This is a genomic window from Caballeronia sp. SL1002 (assembly GCF_057814995.1).
This window is the reverse complement of sequence record NZ_JBYMUW010000005.1, coordinates 265,762-283,969: the sequence shown is the minus strand read 5'-3', so window position 1 is coordinate 283,969 and position 18,208 is coordinate 265,762. Positions and strand designations below refer to the sequence as shown.

18 protein-coding genes are annotated in these 18,208 nt (G+C 63.1%); 13 read left to right on the top strand and 5 right to left on the bottom strand.

Going from position 1 to position 18,208, the window contains the following annotated elements; all coding sequences use genetic code 11:
* Positions 1-5: 5 nt before the first annotated feature.
* A complete protein-coding gene (locus AC3D25_RS25795; protein ID WP_488891322.1) occupies positions 6-1,541 on the bottom strand; it encodes a CoA-acylating methylmalonate-semialdehyde dehydrogenase in 1,536 nt (511 codons plus the stop codon).
* 178 nt (positions 1,542-1,719) lie between these two features.
* Between AC3D25_RS25795 and AC3D25_RS25790 the strand changes: the two genes are divergently transcribed.
* The 7 genes from AC3D25_RS25790 (at position 1,720) to infA (ending at position 6,975) form a co-directional block, all read left to right on the top strand.
* A complete protein-coding gene (locus tag AC3D25_RS25790) occupies positions 1,720-2,682 on the top strand; it encodes a LysR family transcriptional regulator (protein ID WP_488891321.1) in 963 nt (320 codons plus the stop codon).
* A gap of 339 nt (positions 2,683-3,021) precedes the next feature.
* Positions 3,022-3,993 (top strand): M23 family metallopeptidase, encoded by a 972-nt coding sequence (locus tag AC3D25_RS25785; RefSeq protein ID WP_488891320.1) that lies wholly within the window; start codon positions 3,022-3,024, stop codon positions 3,991-3,993.
* Positions 3,986-4,357: a hypothetical protein gene (locus AC3D25_RS25780; protein WP_488891319.1), complete on the top strand. Its 372-nt coding sequence runs from the start codon at positions 3,986-3,988 to the stop codon at positions 4,355-4,357. The genes AC3D25_RS25785 and AC3D25_RS25780 overlap by 8 nt, the downstream gene beginning before the upstream one ends.
* 54 nt (positions 4,358-4,411) lie before the next feature.
* Positions 4,412-4,816 (top strand): bactofilin family protein, encoded by a 405-nt coding sequence (locus tag AC3D25_RS25775; RefSeq protein ID WP_488891318.1) that lies wholly within the window; start codon positions 4,412-4,414, stop codon positions 4,814-4,816.
* 90 nt (positions 4,817-4,906) lie between these two features.
* The gene (gene corA, locus AC3D25_RS25770) at positions 4,907-5,884 is read left to right on the top strand and encodes a magnesium/cobalt transporter CorA (RefSeq protein WP_488891317.1); all 978 of its coding nucleotides are present in this window, start codon (positions 4,907-4,909) and stop codon (positions 5,882-5,884) included.
* A gap of 443 nt (positions 5,885-6,327) precedes the next feature.
* The gene (locus tag AC3D25_RS25765) at positions 6,328-6,618 is read left to right on the top strand and encodes a hypothetical protein (RefSeq protein ID WP_488891316.1); all 291 of its coding nucleotides are present in this window, start codon (positions 6,328-6,330) and stop codon (positions 6,616-6,618) included.
* Positions 6,619-6,708: 90 nt separating this feature from the next.
* The gene (infA, locus tag AC3D25_RS25760) at positions 6,709-6,975 is read left to right on the top strand and encodes a translation initiation factor IF-1 (RefSeq protein WP_488891315.1); all 267 of its coding nucleotides are present in this window, start codon (positions 6,709-6,711) and stop codon (positions 6,973-6,975) included.
* A 248-nt stretch (positions 6,976-7,223) separates the two neighbouring features.
* Here infA and AC3D25_RS25755 read toward each other — a convergent pair whose 3' ends face one another.
* From AC3D25_RS25755 to zwf, 3 genes are read right to left on the bottom strand one after another with little or no spacing between them, the layout of a single operon-like run.
* Positions 7,224-8,126 (bottom strand): HAD family hydrolase, encoded by a 903-nt coding sequence (locus AC3D25_RS25755; RefSeq protein ID WP_488891314.1) that lies wholly within the window; start codon positions 8,124-8,126, stop codon positions 7,224-7,226.
* The gene (locus tag AC3D25_RS25750) at positions 8,123-8,923 is read right to left on the bottom strand and encodes an ROK family protein (protein ID WP_488891313.1); all 801 of its coding nucleotides are present in this window, start codon (positions 8,921-8,923) and stop codon (positions 8,123-8,125) included. The genes AC3D25_RS25755 and AC3D25_RS25750 overlap by 4 nt, the downstream gene beginning before the upstream one ends.
* A gap of 20 nt (positions 8,924-8,943) precedes the next feature.
* A complete protein-coding gene (gene zwf / locus AC3D25_RS25745) occupies positions 8,944-10,491 on the bottom strand; it encodes a glucose-6-phosphate dehydrogenase (RefSeq protein ID WP_488891312.1) in 1,548 nt (515 codons plus the stop codon).
* 303 nt (positions 10,492-10,794) lie between these two features.
* Here zwf and AC3D25_RS25740 point away from each other — a divergent pair, with 303 nt between their 5' ends.
* The 4 genes from AC3D25_RS25740 to AC3D25_RS25725 all read left to right on the top strand — a co-directional run bounded on the left by AC3D25_RS25740 (position 10,795) and on the right by AC3D25_RS25725 (position 14,140).
* Complete coding sequence (locus tag AC3D25_RS25740) at positions 10,795-11,637, top strand: arylamine N-acetyltransferase family protein (RefSeq protein WP_488891311.1); 843 nt, start codon at positions 10,795-10,797, stop codon at positions 11,635-11,637.
* A gap of 36 nt (positions 11,638-11,673) precedes the next feature.
* Entirely contained in the window at positions 11,674-13,377 is a 1,704-nt protein-coding gene (locus tag AC3D25_RS25735; RefSeq protein ID WP_488891310.1) for a peptidoglycan D,D-transpeptidase FtsI family protein, read from the top strand.
* A gap of 147 nt (positions 13,378-13,524) precedes the next feature.
* Positions 13,525-13,857 carry a hypothetical protein gene (locus AC3D25_RS25730; RefSeq protein ID WP_488891309.1) on the top strand — a complete coding sequence of 111 codons (333 nt, stop codon included), beginning with the start codon at positions 13,525-13,527 and terminating at the stop codon, positions 13,855-13,857.
* Between the two features lie 16 nt (positions 13,858-13,873).
* Entirely contained in the window at positions 13,874-14,140 is a 267-nt protein-coding gene (locus AC3D25_RS25725; RefSeq protein ID WP_488891308.1) for a hypothetical protein, read from the top strand.
* A 727-nt stretch (positions 14,141-14,867) separates the two neighbouring features.
* Here the strand turns inward: AC3D25_RS25725 and amaB are convergent.
* Positions 14,868-16,382, bottom strand: coding sequence for an L-piperidine-6-carboxylate dehydrogenase (amaB, locus tag AC3D25_RS25720; protein WP_488892155.1), 1,515 nt, complete (start codon positions 16,380-16,382; stop codon positions 14,868-14,870).
* Between the two features lie 451 nt (positions 16,383-16,833).
* Here amaB and AC3D25_RS25715 point away from each other — a divergent pair, with 451 nt between their 5' ends.
* Entirely contained in the window at positions 16,834-17,142 is a 309-nt protein-coding gene (locus AC3D25_RS25715; protein WP_488891307.1) for a hypothetical protein, read from the top strand.
* 179 nt (positions 17,143-17,321) lie between these two features.
* The gene (locus tag AC3D25_RS25710) at positions 17,322-17,675 is read left to right on the top strand and encodes a beta-xylosidase (RefSeq protein WP_488891306.1); all 354 of its coding nucleotides are present in this window, start codon (positions 17,322-17,324) and stop codon (positions 17,673-17,675) included.
* Positions 17,676-18,208 lie beyond the last annotated feature (533 nt).

The following is an 18,208-nucleotide window of genomic DNA, read 5'->3' as shown; positions in this document are numbered from 1 at the left end:
GCCGGTCAGCGCAGCGAGATGGTCGTATTGACGCCGTCGTTGACAGTGGCGTCGTCGAACCAGCGCGCGGTCACGGTTTTGGTCTGCGTGTAGAACTGCACGACCTGCTTGCCGTACGGCCCGAGATCGCCGAGTTTCGAGCCGCGCGACCCGGTGAAGCTGAAGGTCGGCACCGGCACGGGAATCGGAATATTGATGCCGACCTGCCCCACGTCGATCTCGCTCTGGAACTTGCGCGCCGCCGCGCCGCTCTGCGTGAACAAGCCGACGCCGTTGCCCATCGGATTGCGGTTCACGAGCGCGATGGCGTCGTCGAGCGTCGCCGCCGACAGCACGCAGATCACGGGGCCGAAGATTTCCTGCGTGTAGATGGACATATCGGTTGTGACGTCCGAGAAAATCGTCGGGCCGATGAAGTTGCCTGCCTCGTAGCCTGCAACCTGCACGTCGCGGCCATCGAGCGCGAGCGTCGCGCCTTCCTGCACGCCGGCCTCGATCAAGCCGAGAATGCGCGCCTTCGCCGCCTTCGAGACAACCGGCCCGACATCCGTATTCGGCTCGGTTCCCCCGTTCACCGTGAGGCCGCGCGCGCGCTCGACGAGCTCGGGCAGCCAAGCCTGCGACGCGCCGACCAGCACGACCACGGACGTCGCCATGCAGCGCTGGCCCGCCGCGCCGAAGCCGGCGCCGGCGAGCGCGTTGAGCGTCTGCTCCTTGTTCGCGTCCGGCAGCACGACGGCGTGGTTTTTTGCGCCCATCATCGCCTGCACGCGTTTGCCGTGCTGGGAGCCGAGCTGATAAACGTGCGTGCCGACCTGCGTAGAACCGACAAACGAGATCGCCTTGATATCGGGATGCGTACACAGCGCGTCCACCACGCTTTTACCGCCGTGAACCACGTTCAGCACGCCCGGCGGCACGCCCGCTTCGATCGCGAGTTCGACGAGTTCCATCGTGGAAAGCGGGTCCTGCTCGGACGGCTTGAGCACGAACGTATTGCCGCAGACGATCGCCATCGGGAACATCCAGAGCGGGATCATCGCGGGGAAGTTGAACGGCGTGATGCCCGCGCAGACGCCGATCGGCTGACGCAGCGTGTATGTATCCACGCCGCCCGCGACGTTTTCCGCGAATTCGCCCTGCTGCAGCGTGCCGATCGAACATGCGTGCTCGATCACTTCCAGGCCACGAAAAATATCGCCTTCGGCGTCGGGCAGCGTCTTGCCCTGCTCGGCCGTGAGCGTCGCCGCGACGCGTTTCATGTTCTGCCGCACGAGGTCCTGGAACCTGAGCATGATCCGCATGCGCGCGCCGAGCGGCGTCGTGCGCCACGTCGCGAACGCTTTGTGCGCGGCGGCAATCGCGGCGCCGACTTCATCGGCGGTCGCGAACGGCACGCGGCCGATCACCTCCTGCGTCGCCGGATTCACGATATCGCGCCATTCGTCGGTCGCGGATTCGACGAACACGCCGTCGATCAGCAATTTGGCGGTGCGCACGCCTTGGGCGGCGCGCGCGGGATGTTCAGCGGCAAGGTTCACGTCGAGCTCCTGATGTGGAAGCGCGAAGACGCAGCCGGCGCGTTGTGCACGCGCGTATCGACACAAAAGGGCGTTGTCTCCGTGCTTTTAATCGCCCGCCGTTCAAGCGGCGGGTCGGCCAGCTTTGAGTATAGTTATGCAAAAGTCCATCAAGTATCGATAAAAACACCCGACCGATATGCAAAAACGCACGCTGCTGGATCTGGAAAAACTGAACTGGGACGACCTTCGTTATTTTCTGGAGGTGGCGCGTACGCAGCGCGCGAGCGGCGCGGCGAAACGGCTGGGCGTGGATTACACGACGGTCGCGCGGCGCGTGCGCGCGCTGGAAGACGCGCTCGGCACGCTGCTCTTCGATAAATCCCGCAGCGGCGGTTTCGTGCTGACGGCGGAAGGCCAGCGCCTGCTCGGTTACGTCGATTCGATCGAGTCCACCGTGCAATCGGCCACCGAGCAGATCGCCAATACCGGACACGCGTTGTCCGGCCTCGTGCGGGTTGGATCGACGGAGGGCTTCGGCTGCTTTTTCCTCGCGCCGCATCTGGCGCGCTTCCAGGACGCGCATCCGAACATTTCGATCGACCTGTTGCCCGTGCCGCATTTCGTCAGTTTGTCGAAGCGCGAAGCCGATATCGCGATCACGCTCGAACGCCCGGAACAGGGCCAGTATGTGTACACAAAACTTTGCGATTACCGGCTGAAGCTCTACGCGACGCGCGACTATCTGGAGCGCCACGCGCCGATTACCTCCACGGACGATCTGCGCGCGCATCGTTTCGCAAGCTATATCGACGATCTGGCGTTCAGCTACGAGTTGCTTTATCTGGCGCGCGCGGTGCCGGGCGCGCAGTCGCGCTGGCGGAGCACGAGCGTGATCGCGCAGTATTTCGCGGCGCTGCAGGGGCGCTCGCTCGCGATCCTGCCGTGCTTCATGGCCGCGCAGGAACCTAGGCTCGAAGCCGTGCTTCCCGAGGAAATCGTGGTGACGCGGGCGTTTTATCTATCTTGCCGCGAGGATTTGCGAAAGCTCAAGCGCATCACCGCGACGTGGGATTATCTGCGCGACGTCGCCGACAAAAACCGCGCGCTGCTCGCGGGAGAGACGAACGACATGACGTGGATCGGCGGCGCGCCGGGCTGAAACGGCGCGGCGCGAACGAAACCGCGGCAACACGCGTCGCGCCCTGCAACTTCAGTTATCCAAATTATTGAGACGGAACTGCCGGATTTTTATCCCGCCCCGTCTTGCCGGCGCGACCGCACGCAATGCTTTTTTTGAACCGGCCCAGACCTGTATGCAGAAACCGGCCACGATAAAAAAAGTCGTTACCAAGCATTCCTACTTTTCGAGATGAAGCTCGCGCGGCATGAGGCATAATCGCCAGCTTTTCGACCGATCAGCGCCTCCCGCCATGCTTTCGTCTTTCCGCCCGAACCATTCATTACGCCGCCGCGTTCCGGCGGCGGGGACGCCTCGCTGATGGCGTTCGTCATCTGGTCGCGACGCAAACTGTCGCATCAGCGCGTGCGCTTCGTCGAGGCGCGCACGGCGCGCGCGCTCGCGATCGGCGGCGTGCTGGCGCTGACCGCCGCCGCGCTCGCGCTGGGCATCGCGATCGGCGCGTCGCTCGATCACGATCGCGCGACCGACGAACACGCAGCGTCGACCAAACGCACCTACGAAATCGAAGAAATCGGCAAGCTGGCCGCCGCGCTCACGCTGATCGAGCCGCGCATCACGCAACTGCGCGCTCGCGTGGACGCGCTCAACGCATTCGACGCGCGACTCGCCGACGCGCGGCGCGGCGACGTCCATGGCGTCCCGCCGCTTCCTGAAACGCTGCAGCATCCCGGCGACGCCCCGCTCGACAGCGCGGGCGGTCCCGAACTGCCGCCGCGCCCGTGTCACGCGGAGCGCATCGAGACGCGCCGCAATGTCGGGAGCGAGCTTGCGCGCACGAGTGAAACGCTCGATTGCGTCGCCGCAGCGAGCGACCTCATCCAGAACGCGATCACGCCGCGCGAAGCCGCGCTGATGGCGTTTCCCGGCCGCGATCCGGCGCCCGGCTCGCGCAGCGGCTCGCCGTTCGGCAACCGCGTGGATCCGTTCACCGGGCACCTCAACTTCCATCCCGGCGTCGATCTGGTCGCGCCGGCCGGCACGTCGATATTCGCGAGCGCGGGCGGACGGGTGATCGCGGCGGGCGCGCACGGCGGGTACGGACTCGCCATCGACATCCGGCACGCGGACGGGCTGGTCACGCGTTACGGCCATACGTCGAAGGTGCTGGTGGAGGAAGGTCAGCTTGTCTTGCCGGGACAGAAAATCGGCGAGGTCGGCTCGACGGGCCGCTCGACGGGACCGCACCTGCACTTCGAGGTGATTACCGGCGGCGCGCAAATCGATCCGCGCCCATACCTCTCCCTGTTCCGGCTCAAACCCGATGCGTAAGTCCACGTCTTCGTCCGCCACACATCGTCTGACGGGCCGCCGCTACGCGCTCACGACACGCGGCACGTCGCAGCGCCTCTTTGCAGCGATCGCGGCGGCCTGTGCGCTTGCTGCGCTCGGCGCAGCCGGTTTCGCGCTGCACGCATCGCGCGAACAGGCGAACCAGGTAGATGCGCGATGCGCGCCGCCTGTATCGGAGGCCGGCTTGCGCGACCAGCTTGCACGGGCACAACTGTCGCTCGAACAAGAAAGCGCCGAGCGCGCCGCTATCCAGAAACAGGCGGAAACGTCCGACGCCGAATTGCAGCGCCTGCGCACCGAACTCATGTTTTTCCAGCGGCAGCACAGCGACAAAGCACGTTAAGCACGAAGCACGTCAAGCACGCGCCGATAAACGTTTCAACCTCAGGATCCGAACATGTTCTCCAAGAAAAAAACTCAAGGCGTCGGCCAGACGTCGCTTGCCACGCTGATCGCCCGCGACGTCCATATCCGTGGCGATCTCGAATTCGAGCAGGGCCTGCGCATGGACGGCCGCGTGACCGGCAATGTCAGCGGCCGGGAAGGCGCGCAGACGCTGCTTGTCCTGAGCGACCAAGGCACGATTACCGGTAACGTGCATGCCTACGACCTCGTCGTGAACGGGACGATAGCGGGCGACGTGACCGTCGATCACTTCATCGAACTGCAGTCGAACGCACACATCACCGGCGACATTTATTACCAGCAGTTGCGCATGGACGTAGGTGCCTCGGTGGAGGGCAAACTGACGCGGCGCGAGAGCATTCCGGCGGCCACCGTGAGCGCGTCCGATCAGGATTGAACGCGGCGCTTGAACGGCCGTCAAATCCGCTAAGATGCAGTCGGACCGGCGACTCCGCCGCTTTCATTTACGGTACAGAAGGCACTTTTCATGCTCGTCAATTGCGCGGCTTATCAGAACGGCCGCAAGCTCGCCGATGTCGCGATCGATGAAATCAACGCGTATCGCGACGTGCCCGACTGCTTCATCTGGGTCGCGCTCAAGGAGCCGGGACCGGGCGAACTCGCGCACATGATGCAGCAGTTCGGACTGCACGAACTGGCCGTCGAAGATGCGCGCAACGGCCATCAGCGACCGAAAATCGAGGAATACGGCGATTCGCTGTTCACGGTGCTGCACACGGTCGAAATGGATGCCGACGGCGAACTGGCGGTGGGCGAAATCAACGTTTTCGTCGGGCCGGGTTATGTGCTTTCGGTGCGCAACCGCACCACGCAAGGCTTTCAGGACGTGCGCGCGCGCTGCGAACGCGAACCGCATCTGCTGCGGCACGGGCCGGCGTTCGTGATGTACGCGCTCATCGATAACGTCGTGGACCGTTACTTTCCGATTCTCGAATCGCTCGGCTCGGAACTCGACGAACTGGAGGAGCGCATCTTCGCGCGCAACGGGTCGGCGGCGTCGCGCGAGATTATCGAAGATCTCTATTCGCTGAAACGCCGTCTCGTTTTGCTCCAGCATCACACGGCGCCGTTGCTGGAAGCCGTCAGCAAACTGTATGGCGGCCGCGCGCCGGGCGTGTGCGCGGGCATGCAGGAATATTTCCGCGATGTGTACGACCACCTGCAGCGCATCGTGAAGACTATCGAAGGACGCCGCGAGATGATCGTGACCGCAATTCAGGTGAATCTCGGCCTGATTTCGCTCGCGGAGAGCGAGGTGACGAAGCGCCTCGGCTCGTTCGCCGCGCTCTTCGCCGTACCGACGATGGTCGCGGGCATCTACGGCATGAATTTTCACAAGATCCCGGAGCTGGACTGGACTTACGGCTATCCCGCGTGCCTCGCGGTGATGCTTGCGGTGGACATTTGCCTATGGTGGCGGTTCCGTAAGTCAGGTTGGTTATAATAGATGCTTCGATGCGTTGAACGCGTCACACTTGCGGCATCGAGAGGCGGGGCTTCCGGCGACAGCGGAACTTTTTTCTGATTTGCTGTCTAATGAAACATGGTGCGCAAAGCGCGCAACGTTTTCACCCCCGGCGGTAGTGAACCACCCAACATTTCAGCGTAATTTGCGTGATTTTGGCGCTGAATGTCATTCGCCCCGGCAATGTCGGCTACGGTTTTTCCCGACATTCGTCTTCAAGGTTGAGCAATAGCGACGTCCGCGGTCATTGTTACCGGGACGTTCCTCATTACCTAAAGCCTACCAAGCGATTGCGCGGATTCTCGCGCTGCGCTCGGTTTTCCGCTCGCGAAAGACTTTTCGCGAGGCGTCGTCGTTGGGTAGTCGTCATTGAGACGGCTTGGCGAAGCGCCGGACAGGCGCAACACAGGACACCTGGAAACATGAAAGAAACGGTCAAGACGTACAAGGGCTACGAGATTCATCCGCTGATCTACCCGCGCGGCGCGCGCGACGGGGTGGCGGTGCGTGCCGCGGACGCTGGTTATGAAGCGTCGGTGCGGATTCGCCGTGCGGTGCCCGAAGGCGAGGAAGCCGCGGGCGAAAGCCGCGTGTTCCGGTTGAGCCAGCCCGCGCCGTTCGAAAACGGCGGCCAGGCGCGCCGCGCCTGCATGCAGCACGCGGAGAAGCTGATCGACGGTCAGATCGACGGCCAGACGGTCGCCGATCTTTAAACTGAAATCTTATTGGTGTATTGGTGGCGCAACCCGCAAAACGCGCGCGTCACCTACAATCTCGTAATTCATACAGGAAGGAGCTTTTTTATGGCGAAAGAAGAACTACTCGAGTTGGATGGCATTGTCGACGAAGTGCTTCCCGATAGCCGCTACCGCGTGACGCTCGACAACGGCGTCGTGGTCGGTGCTTACGCGTCGGGCCGCATGCGCAAAAATCACATTCGTATTCTCGCGGGCGACCGCGTGACGCTGGAGTTGTCGGTGTATGACCTGACGAAAGGCCGCATCAACTTCCGTCACAAAGACGAACGCGCAAGCAGCGGCGGTCCTCGCCCGCAAATGCGCCGCCGTTAAACGTCGGTTAAAAGCCGTCCGCGCCATGCAGCCGCTCTTGGCTGACAGGCGTTCTCCGGACGCTTGCAACTGAACGTTTTTGAGGCAGAGCACGATTCGACGTCGCTTGCACGAACCGGCCAACGGCTAGCCGGCATGCGTGCGCGTCGAAGGCGCTCTCCGCCCTCACGCTTCACCTTACTTTTTCATTCTGGCCTTCGGCCCGAATGTTTTGTCGCATCTGGACGTTGCGCAAATCGCCTCGATGCTCAGCCGTTCTGCGCACGCTTCCGGGCGGCCAGTAGTGCGTTGATTGCGATTGCGAAGCCGTCGTCGTTATTGGGCGCGCTCACGAATCGCGCGTGATCGCGCACGTTTTGCGTCGCCTGACCCATCGCGATGGCGATACCCGCGACGTCGAACATCGCGATGTCGTTCGACATGTCGCCGAGGACGGCCACGCGTTCCAGCGGCACGTTCGCCTGACGCGCCAGTTCGCGCACCGCTTCGCCCTTGTTGGCCTCCAGGTTGGTGATATCGAGGTAGTAGCTTTGCGAGCGCGATGCGAGCGCGCGCCCCGACAAGCTCGACTGCAACTCGGTCTCCATGCGTTCGAGCCCAGGCGCGTCCGACGTCGATCCGACAATCTTGTCCACCGCGCTCAAATCCAGTTCGTCGAAGCTCGATACGCGCACGCCGTCGTAACCCACCGTGCGCCGCTCGCGCGGCACGTATTCGCCGTCGGGATTAGTCAGATACCATGTATCGCCGATAAACACCCACGCGTCGATGCCCTCGCGCTCCAGACTGTCGAGCGACGTTTTCACCGCGTCGCGCGGCAATTTATGCGAGCGCAACACCTTCCAGCTCCCCGGTTCGACCAGATTTCCGCCGTTGTACGACGCATACGGCATGTTGATCGCGAGCGTCTCGACGATACTGCGCATGCCCGCGCCCGGCCGGCTGCTCGCCACCGTGAACTTCACGCCCGCCGCGTGCAGGCCGCGCACGGCGTCCTGGGCGGCTGGGCTGATCGATTTGTCGTTGAGCAGCAGCGTGCCGTCGCAGTCGGAGATCACTAGCTGGATCTGCGCGAGCGCGTCCAGCGCGCCGGCCGCGTCGCCGCCCGACGCAAGTTGAAGGCCGGAGCCGGATTGGTCGGTTGAAGTCATTCGAATGCTCCCGTGCGCTGGTTGGCGGCGGGAAGCTGGCGCGTTTCGCGCACCGATCGCGGATGCCAGAGTCTGGCGCCGCCTTCGATTCCCGCCGAGTTGGACACCACCGCCACGTTCGGCGGCAAGTCGAATTTGAGATGCGCCGCGTTGCCGCCGCCGATCCACAATTTGTCGTAATTCACGAGCGTCGCGAGCAAGCCGATCACCCGTTCCACGCGCTTGTTCCAGCGCTTGCCGCCCGCCTTCATGCGCGCCGCGTTGCCGATGTAGTCGTCGTAGGTCTTTTTGCGCGCGACCGGATGGTGCGCGAGTTCGAGGTGCGGCATCAGTTCGCCATCGCGAAAAAGCGCCGTGCCCGCGCCGGTGCCGAGCGTGAGCACGAATTCGATGCCGTGACCTTCGATCACCGCCAGCCCTTGCATCTCGGCGTCGTTGATCATGCGAACCTGCACGCCGCCGAGCCGTTGCGCGATCATGTCGGCGAGCGGAATGTCATGCCAGTTTTCGTTGCCGAAATGCGGCGCGGTCAGCACGCGGTTATTCCGCACGAAACCCGGAAAGCCGATCGAAATATGCGTCGGCGCGGGATCGACGAGCGGCGCGACCAGCGCGGCCAGCGTGTCGACCAGCACGTCCGGCGTGCACGGATCCGGCGTCGCGACGCGCAGACGCTCCGTTTTCATCTCCCCTTTAGCGTCGATGATCGCCGCTTTCAACCCCGTTCCGCCGACGTCGATCGCCAGAATGCGCTCCGGCGACGTCGCTTTCTTTGCTGCTGTCTTCTTGGTTGCCACGTAGATCCCCTGTTGTCGTTTTACTTCTTGGCGGGCGGCGCGGTGAGCGGCCGCCACGCGTGTCCATCTTGCGCGAGCAGCGCGTCGGACGCGTCCGGGCCGTCGCTGCCCGCCGGATAACCATGCACTGGCAGCGCGCCGTCTTGCGGATGCAGCACCGCATCGACTGCGGCCCAGCTCGTCTCGATACTGTCGGCGCGCTGAAACAGCGTTTCGTCGCCGAGCATGCAGTCGTACAGCAGCGTCTCATAACCGACGTTCGCGCGCTCCGCGAAGAAATCGCTGTAACTGAACGACGATTGCGCCGGACCGACCCGCATCACCGGCCCGGGCACTTTCACGTTGAAATCGAACGTGGTGCCGTGCAGCGGGTCGATCCGCAAGGTCAGCACGTTGGGCGTCAGCGCATCGACGGGCGTGTCGCGGAACAGCCGGAACGGCACGGCCTTGAGCTGCACTGAAATTTCCGTGCGCCGCGCCGCGAGCCGCTTGCCGGTACGCAGATAAAACGGCACGCCGGCCCATCGCCAGTTCTCGATAAACACGCGCGCCGCCGCGTAAGTTTCCGTCGTGCTGTCCGGGGCGACATCCGGCTCCTCCCGATAACCCGGCCCGGCCGGACCTTTCTCGTACTGGCCGAACACGACATCGCGTGAAGTCAGCGGCTGGATCGCGTCGAAGATGTCGGCTTTCTTGTCGCGCACGGCCTCGGCTTCGAACGAATTCGGCGGTTCCATTGCGACCATGCCGAGCAACTGGAACAGATGGTTCGGCAGCATGTCGCGGAACGCGCCGGTCTGCTCGTAAAAGCGCCCGCGCCCTTCCACCCCGATCGTTTCGGCGGCCGTGATCTGCACGTGGTCGATATATTCGCGCCGCCAGATCGGCTCGAACAGCGCGTTCGCGAAACGCACGGCCAGAATGCTCTGAACGGTGTCCTTGCCGAGAAAGTGATCGATGCGATAAATCTGAGATTCGCTCGCGTAATTCAGAATGTGCGCGTTGAGATCGCGCGCTGAGGCGAGATCGGTGCCGAACGGCTTTTCGATCACCAGACGCCGGAAACCTTGCCCATCTTCCTTCAGCAGTCCGGCGCGGCCGAGTTGCTCGACGATCGGCTTGAAAAAACGCGCGGTCACGGCGAGATAAAAAATGACGTTTCCGTCGCCGAGCATGGACTTCAGATGCTCGAACGTATCGGCGGATTCGAACTCGCCCGCGACGTATTGCAGACGCGACGCGACCCAGTTCCACGCGTTGTCGTCGAGTTTCGACGTGTGGAAGGTGCTCGCGCGGTCGGCGGCGAACGCCTTCAGCGACGCCGTGAGTTCGTCGCGCCACGCGGCGGTTTCCTTCTCGCCATGATTCACGCCGACGATCTTCATGCCGTCGTCGAGCAATCCATCCGACGACAGGTTGTAGAGCGCGGGCATCAGCAGCCGCTTCGTCAGATCGCCGCCCGCGCCGAAGATCACGAGCGTGCACGGCGGCGCGCGCTTGGTTCCGGCGGGCGCGGGCGTTTCTGAAGATGCGCTTGAGGATGCGGGAGTATTCGATTCGGTCGGCATGGCGGTCCGTTTGAGTACATAGCCGCCCTGAACGGGCAGCGGTGAAGTTGCGTGGCGCGCGCGCACGCTGCTATAACGCGGCTGCGGCGCGGTGGCGGCAGTCTGGAACCTTCGGGAACCTTTGAAACAGACCCGGCCCGATGCCGCACAGTTCAAAAAGCGTGAATATCGATGTGACCGAGCCTTATCCGAATGGCTCTATTGCGTATGCTTTCTGTAATTTTATCGTTGGCGTAACGTAGAATATGCGCTATGCCCGGGTGCGGTTTTCGGACTTCACCTATTTTTCTTCGACTACTTTTCATGACCGCTTTCACCTCGACCATCGACCTCGACGCCTACTTCGCGCGCATCGGCTATGACGGCCCGCGCACGGCCACGCTCGACACGTTGCGCGCGCTGCATCTGCTGCATCCGCAGGCCATTCCATTCGAAAATCTCGACCCGCTGCTTGGCCGCGCCGTGCGGATCGATCTGAAGTCGGTGCAGGCGAAGCTGGTCGGCGCGCGGCGCGGCGGCTATTGCTACGAGCACAACCTGCTGTTTCGCAGCGTACTCGATGCGCTCGGCTTTCGCACGCACGGTCTCGGCGCGCGCGTGGTGTGGGGGCGCACGGCCGACGGCATGCCGCCGCGTACGCACATGCTGCTGCTGGTGGAGGTAGACGGCACGACGTACCTGGCCGATGTCGGGTTCGGCGGCATGACGCTGAGCGCGCCGCTCGTGTTCGAAGCCGGCCGCGAGCAGCGGACGCCGCACGAGCCGTTCAGGATCGACGCTATCGAGGACTCGGGTTATCTGCTGCAAGTGAAAATCGGCGATGAATGGCGGCCCATTTATCGCTTCAATCTTGAGCCGCAATTTCCCGTCGATTACGAGATGGCGAACTACTTCGTTGCCACCAATCCGGGTTCGCCGTTCGTTTCGACGCTGATGGTCGCGCGGCTGGGCGCGTCCACGCGTCATGTGCTGACGAACCGGCGGCTGAACGAGCACGGCTCGGGCGGAGACGACGTGCGTCATCTCGCCGATACCGCGCAGTTGCGCGACGCGCTCGAAAACACGTTCCACATTCGCCTGCCCGACCAGAACGGCGACGTCGATCCAGCCGTCCTCGACGCGATGCTGGCGCGGCTCGCATCCTGATCCGGCAGGCTCCGATAAGTAGAAAACCACGAAGCGATGTTCAAAAAGAAAACCCGGGGCCGGGCGGCATTCCAGACGTCCCATCCAAATCCGATGCTCGCGAACCGCCTGCCCGCGTGGCGCTCGACCTTCGTCGTGCTGCTCGTTTCGGGCGCGTTCGCCGCGCTCGCCGGGCGGGCTTTGTGGGTGCAGGTGGTCAACCAGGATTTTTATATCAACGAAGGCCAGAAGCGCTACCAGCGCACACTGGAACTCGCCGCGACGCGCGGGCGGATTGTCGACCGGAACGGCGCGATGCTGGCCGTCAGCCTGTCCACCTATGAAATCTGGGCGACGCCCAAGCATTTCGAGCCCGGTTCGACGGCGGCGGTCGCGCGTTTGCTCGGCATGCCGCCGCCGGAACTCACGCGGCGGCTGAACGCGAGCCGCTCCTTCGTGCTCTTGAAACGTCAGGTGGATGCCGACGTCGCCGGGCATGTCGCCGATGCGGGTCTGGCGGGCGTCACACTCGTACCGGATACGAAGCGGTTCTATCCCGAGGGCGAATCGGCGGCGCATATCGTCGGCTTTACGAATAGCGAGGATCGCGGGCAGGAAGGCGTCGAACTCGCCGCCGATTCGCGCTTGATCGGCGAACAGGGCCAGCGCGAAGTGATCCGCGACCGGCTCGGGCGGGTAATTTCGGAGATCGGCGAAACCGATCAGCCGCAGAATGGCGAAACCATTCAGTTGACGATCGACCGGCGCATCCAGCAACTCGCGCACACGCAACTGAAAGCGGCGATCGTGCGGCACCAGGCGCGGGCGGGCAGCGTCGTCGTACTCGACGCGAGGAACGGCGAGATTCTTGCGCTCGCCAACTATCCGACGTTCGATCCGAACGACCGCGCGCGGCTGACCGGCGAACAGTTGCGCAACCGCGCGCTCACCGACACGTTCGAGCCGGGTTCGACCATCAAGCCGCTGGTGGCTGCGCTGTCGATCGATCTGGGGAAAGTACGGCCGGACACGCGTATCGATACATCGCCGGGCAGTTTCAAACTCGGCCCGAACGTGATCCACGACACGTCGAACCACGGCGTGATTACCGTTTCCGAAGCCGTGCAGATGTCGAGCAACATCGCGCTCACCAAGCTTTCGCTGCAGCTTCCCGCCGCGACGATCTGGGAAAAGTATCGCGAATACGGCATCGGGCGCGCGCCGGAACTCACATTCCCGGGCGCGGCAACGGGCCGTCTTCGCGATCACGCGCGCTGGCGGCCGATCGAGCAGGCCACGATGGCGTATGGCTACGGCCTTTCGCTCTCGCTGCTCCAGATCGCGCAGATCTACACCGCTTACGCCGGATCCGGCCATTTCCACCCGGCGACGCTCGTGCAGGGCGAAACGCGGCCGACTCCGCTCGCCGTGACGCGCCCGGCGACGGCCGCCGCGGTCCGCGACATGCTGGAACTTGCGATGGGACCGAACGGCACGGGCCGCGCGGCGGCGGTGGCGGGTTATCGTGTCGGCGGCAAGACCGGCACGGCGCGCAAGCAGATCGGCCGCGTCTACGCGAAGAACAAATACCGGGCGTCGTTTGTCGGCATGGCGCCGATGAGCGATCCGCGCGTGATCGTCGCGGTGATGATCGACGAGCCCTCGACCGGCTCGTATTACGGCGGCACGGTCGCGGGGCCGGTGTTTTCGGGGGTGGTCGGCGGGACGATGCAACTGCTCGGCGTGCCGCCGGATGCTTAATGCGCGCGGTGGCGCACGGCTGGTGGCGCACGGCGAGTGGCGCGGGTCTTGCTGCGTCGTTTGGGCGTGTGTCAGTCCGATTGTCGAGAACGTAAGGACGGCATGTTCTAATGACGTTTCAAGGAACGCGAAATACGCAAAGAGACCATGAAAAAACTTTTAGGCGCGCTCGCGCTGCCCCTCTTGTTGAATGCTTGCGCACAGTTTCACAACGCCGACGCCGGCCAGCCCGAAGTCGAAAAAGCCACCCAGAACAATTCCGTCGATACCATCGTCCAGTGCATGACCGACGAAGCCGCGAAGCACGACGCCACGTTCAGGAAGACGTCCATTCCGCAGGGCGTGATGCTTGAATTCGGCGAATCGAACGTGGTGAAGGTGCGGTTCGACAACGGCGAGACGTCGTATCGATACTATCCGGGACAACGTCACGCGTCGAACTTGTGGATCGAAGGCGCGGGCAAGAAGTGCGCGCCTTGAGCGGCTGCGTTTAGTCATGCGCTCAACCAAAGCTATTCATGCCGTCGAACGGCTCAAGACCCGGAGCGGTAATCCGCAGTACGCGGCCGTTAGTCTGAGCGGCGGCCTGTTTTATCTCGTCGATCGGGCGGCCAGCGTCGATCAGAAAGTCTCCGGACCACTTGCGATGGACGAATTTGTCGCTTTCGTGAATGCGCTCAAGCCCGAGAAGCCGAAACGCGTTAGTAAGCTCGATCTGGCGATGGAGGAGCAGATTCGCCGGAGCGGGAAATCGAAGGAGTGAGTTTGGCGGGGCCGGGGTTGGGGTGGGTGGTGGGTGGTGATTGTTCTGTGGGAACTTTGCACGGGTTTTGGTTTGCTGGCGCCGTTTGCTTTTGTTTGCACGCGCTTCTTGGGAACTTGCTTTCGTGTAGGTCTATCAGCACGCCGCTGTGCGCGGCAGCAGTCACTTTCTTTGCTGCTGCAAAGAAAGTAACCAAAGAAAGCAGCTTGTCCGCAGAAGTGTCCACCACGCATAACCACGCGGATAGGCGCGCAAGCTGACCAGGCTAACTCGGCTTCATTGGTTTTGGCACAGCGCCTGTCAGTTCCATCCTCGCTACGCTCGGACGACGGGCACATCTAACAACAGCGTCGGTTTGTTTAGTTTTGGTTTCTTCGGTTATGCCGTTCCGGCAGGCACTTCGTGCCTGCCGGGATGGATGAGCGGCTCCACTCTGTTGTGTGGCGAGATGGCCGAATCAGCTTGCGCACCACTCCCGGAAACCATTCGAGGTGGACACTTAGACGGATAAGCTGCTTTCTTTGGTTACTTTCTTTGCAGCAGCAAAGAAAGTGACTGCCGCCGCGCACAGCGGCGTGCTAATAGACCTACACGAAAGCAAGTTCCCAGGAAGCACAGGCAAACAAAAGCAGAGGGCGCCAGCAGACCAATCCAGTGCAAGTTCCCAGAAAGCGCTGAACGACCAAACCCCAACCCCAACCCAAACCCGCCCCGCCCCGCCTCCGCGCTAAACCTCAAACCGCACGCCCTGCGCGAGCGGCAACTCGCGACTGTAGTTGATCGTATTGGTCGCCCGCCGCATATATCCCTTCCAAGCGTCCGAGCCGGATTCCCGTCCGCCACCCGTCTCCTTCTCGCCCCCAAACGCGCCGCCAATCTCCGCGCCACTCGTCCCGATATTCACATTGACGATCCCGCAATCGCTCCCCGCCGACGACATGAACAACTCGGCCTCGCGCATGTCATTGGTAAAGATCGCCGACGACAACCCCTGCGGCACGCCATTCTGCAACGCGAGCGCCTGATCGAAGGTGTCGTAGGTCAGCACGTACAGAATCGGTGCAAACGTCTCGCGCTCGACCACCGCGCTTTGCGTCGGCATCCGCACGAGCGCCGGACGCACATAGAACGCGTCCGTGTGTGCGCCCACCTCGACCCGCTCGCCGCCCGTCACCGCGCCGCCCTGCTCGCGCGCATCGCCAAGCGCCTTTTGCATGCCCTCGAACGCCGCGCGGTCGATCAGCGGGCCGACGAGCGTGTCGGCATCGAGCGGATCGCCCACCTTCACCGACGCGAACGCTTTTTCGAGGCGCGGCAACAACGCATCCGCGATACTCCGATGCACGATCAGCCGCCGCAACGTCGTGCAGCGCTGCCCCGCCGTGCCGACCGCCGAGAACGTGACGCCGCGCACCACGAGGTCGAGATCCGCGCTCGGCGCGACGATCATCGCGTTATTGCCGCCGAGTTCGAGGATGCTGCGCCCGAGCCGCTTCGCCAGCACCTGCGCCACTTCCATGCCCATCCGCACGCTGCCGGTCGCGCTGACGAGTGGCACCTGCGGCGACTGCGCCAGCACTTCGCCCACCTCGCGCCCGCCGATCAGCAACTGGCTCAAGCCTTCGGGCGCCACGCCCGGATGCGTCTTCGCGAACTCGGCGAGCGCTTTTTCAAAGAGCGCCTGGCAGGCGATCGCGGTCAGCGGCGTCTTTTCGGACGGCTTCCACACGACCGAATCGCCGCACACGAGCGCGAGCGCCGCGTTCCACGACCACACGGCCACCGGAAAATTGAACGCCGAGATCACGCCGCACACGCCGAGCGGATGCCAGGTTTCCATCATCCGATGACCGGGACGTTCGGACGCGATCGTCAGACCGTATAGCTGGCGCGACAGTCCGACCGCGAAATCGCAGATATCGATCATTTCCTGCACTTCGCCCAGCCCTTCCGACGCAATCTTGCCCGCCTCCAGCGTGACGAGCCGGCCGAGCGCCGCCTTGTTCGCCCGCAGCACGTTGCCGAGCACGCGCACCAGTTCGCCGCGCTGCGGCGCGGGCACCGTGCGCCAGGTCAGGAACGCGGCGTGGGCCGCGTCGATCTTGGCGGCGGCGTCGGCGGGGGTATCGGCGGCGAGCGTCGCGAGGGTTGCGCCGTCGCGCGGCGAACGCGCGGTAAGCGCTTCGCCGCGGTGGCGGCCGAGATCGACGCCCAGCGTGTCGAGAATGTCGTTCAGTTGCATCACTACCTCGTCGGTCTTGTGTTCGCGAAAGCGGCGCGGGTTGCGCCACGTCATGGAACCTGTCCCGGAAAAAATTTGGGCGGGCGCAGGTTCGGCCCGAATCTTTCTCTGCGGGCCAAGCCGGACGCCACGGATCACGCGGACGTCCGGCGAAAAAGCCTTCAATTCTGTGCCGTCCCAAAAATGCCTGCAATGCCGTAAAACCCGCGCGCGACGCCGATACCGTTGCGCCGCATGAACGCGCGACGCCCGCCAGCGGTCATTCCAGCGATCAGTGTGCGATTGCAGACTGATCGGTCGATACCCGGTTGCGTACATTTTTACAAACGGTCGAAACAGAACCGGGGGCCATCTGCCATGCCGCTCGAGCGTGCAGATGTACGGGGTGCCCATGTGGCTTCGGACCAGCGTGTTCGAATGCCGACGCCGCGTGGCGAACACGGTGGTACAGATGAAAAAGATCAGATCCGAGACCAAGGGACGATTGCTGCCTGCGTCGATGGCGGATACGGAGTTGCAGCATATCGAACGCGCGCTCGCGCAACTCAGGGCGATGCGGCAGCACGCGCCGGGAGCGCTGAATGTCGGATATTGGCATGAGCGGCTGGCGGCGGTGGCATCCACTTACGCGCTCGTGCCGGCGCAAAAGCGTCAGGTCGAGACGTTGCGCCGCGCGCTCGACACGATCGCTCACGGGCCGCGCGACACCACGCCGTCGCGCAAAAAGACCACCAACAGGCTTTGGGCGAAAGCGGCCTGACGCACCGCTTTCGCCTTTCGCGCCTTTGGCGCGACTTGATCGGACGGGCGCCGCGCACCGCGCACGTCATGGTTTTACTCGGCTGTTCAAGTGTGACGGATCGGCGCATCGGGCATCTTCCGTGCTGTAAGGTTGGTTATTCAACCCACCAACTCACCAACCCAGCATCAGGGAGCGCCATGACCCGTTCGACCCTCGCCGCCTTCACCGGCTCCGCCCGCCTCGCCACGGATCGTGCGCCGTCGCGGTATTTCGCTGCGGCCTTGATCGGCGGCGCGTTCCTTTTCGCGAGTACTTGCGGCTTCGCGCAGATCCAGAGCAATACCGGATCGGAGCAGCAGGAAAGCCGCAGCAGCGCGATGGGCAGCGCGCCGCAGGCCGGCGCGCCGGCCGAACAAGAATCGCACAAGCCACAATCGAAGGATGCCGCCGGGGGACAGCGCGGCAAGACCGGGAGTCAGGGACACAAGTCCGACGGTGCCGGCGGGTTTAATAATGGGCTTTACGGGACCGGGGCGGGGAGCAATAAGTAGGTCGCTGGCGCTTGGGGGCGGTTTTGGTTTTGCTGGCGCTTTTTGGTTTTGTCGGTTAGCGCTTCTTGGGAACTTGCTTTCGTGTGCGTTTATTAGAGATGCCACTGTACGGGGCGGCGGTTTTGGGTTTGCTGGCGCTCTTTGGTTTTGTCGTTTAGCGCTTCCTGGGAACTTGCTTTCGTGTGCGTTTATTAGCGATGCCCCTGTCCGGGGCGGCGGTTTTGGTTTTGCTGGCGCTCTTTGCTTTTGTCGTTTAGCGCTTCTTGGGAACTTGCGTTCGTGTGCGTTTATTAGCGATGCCCCTGTCCGGGGCGGGACTCACTTTCTTTGCTGCTGCAAAGAAAGTAAGCAAAGAAAGCAGCGTGACCGTCTAAGTGTCCACCACTGGCATTAACCCGGAGTGGTGCGCAAGCTGATTCGGCCATCGCACCACACTACAGAGTGGAGCCACTCATCCATCCCCGCAGGCACAAAGTGCCTGCCGGAACGGCATAACCAAACAAACCAAAACCAAAACCAAAACCAAAACCAAA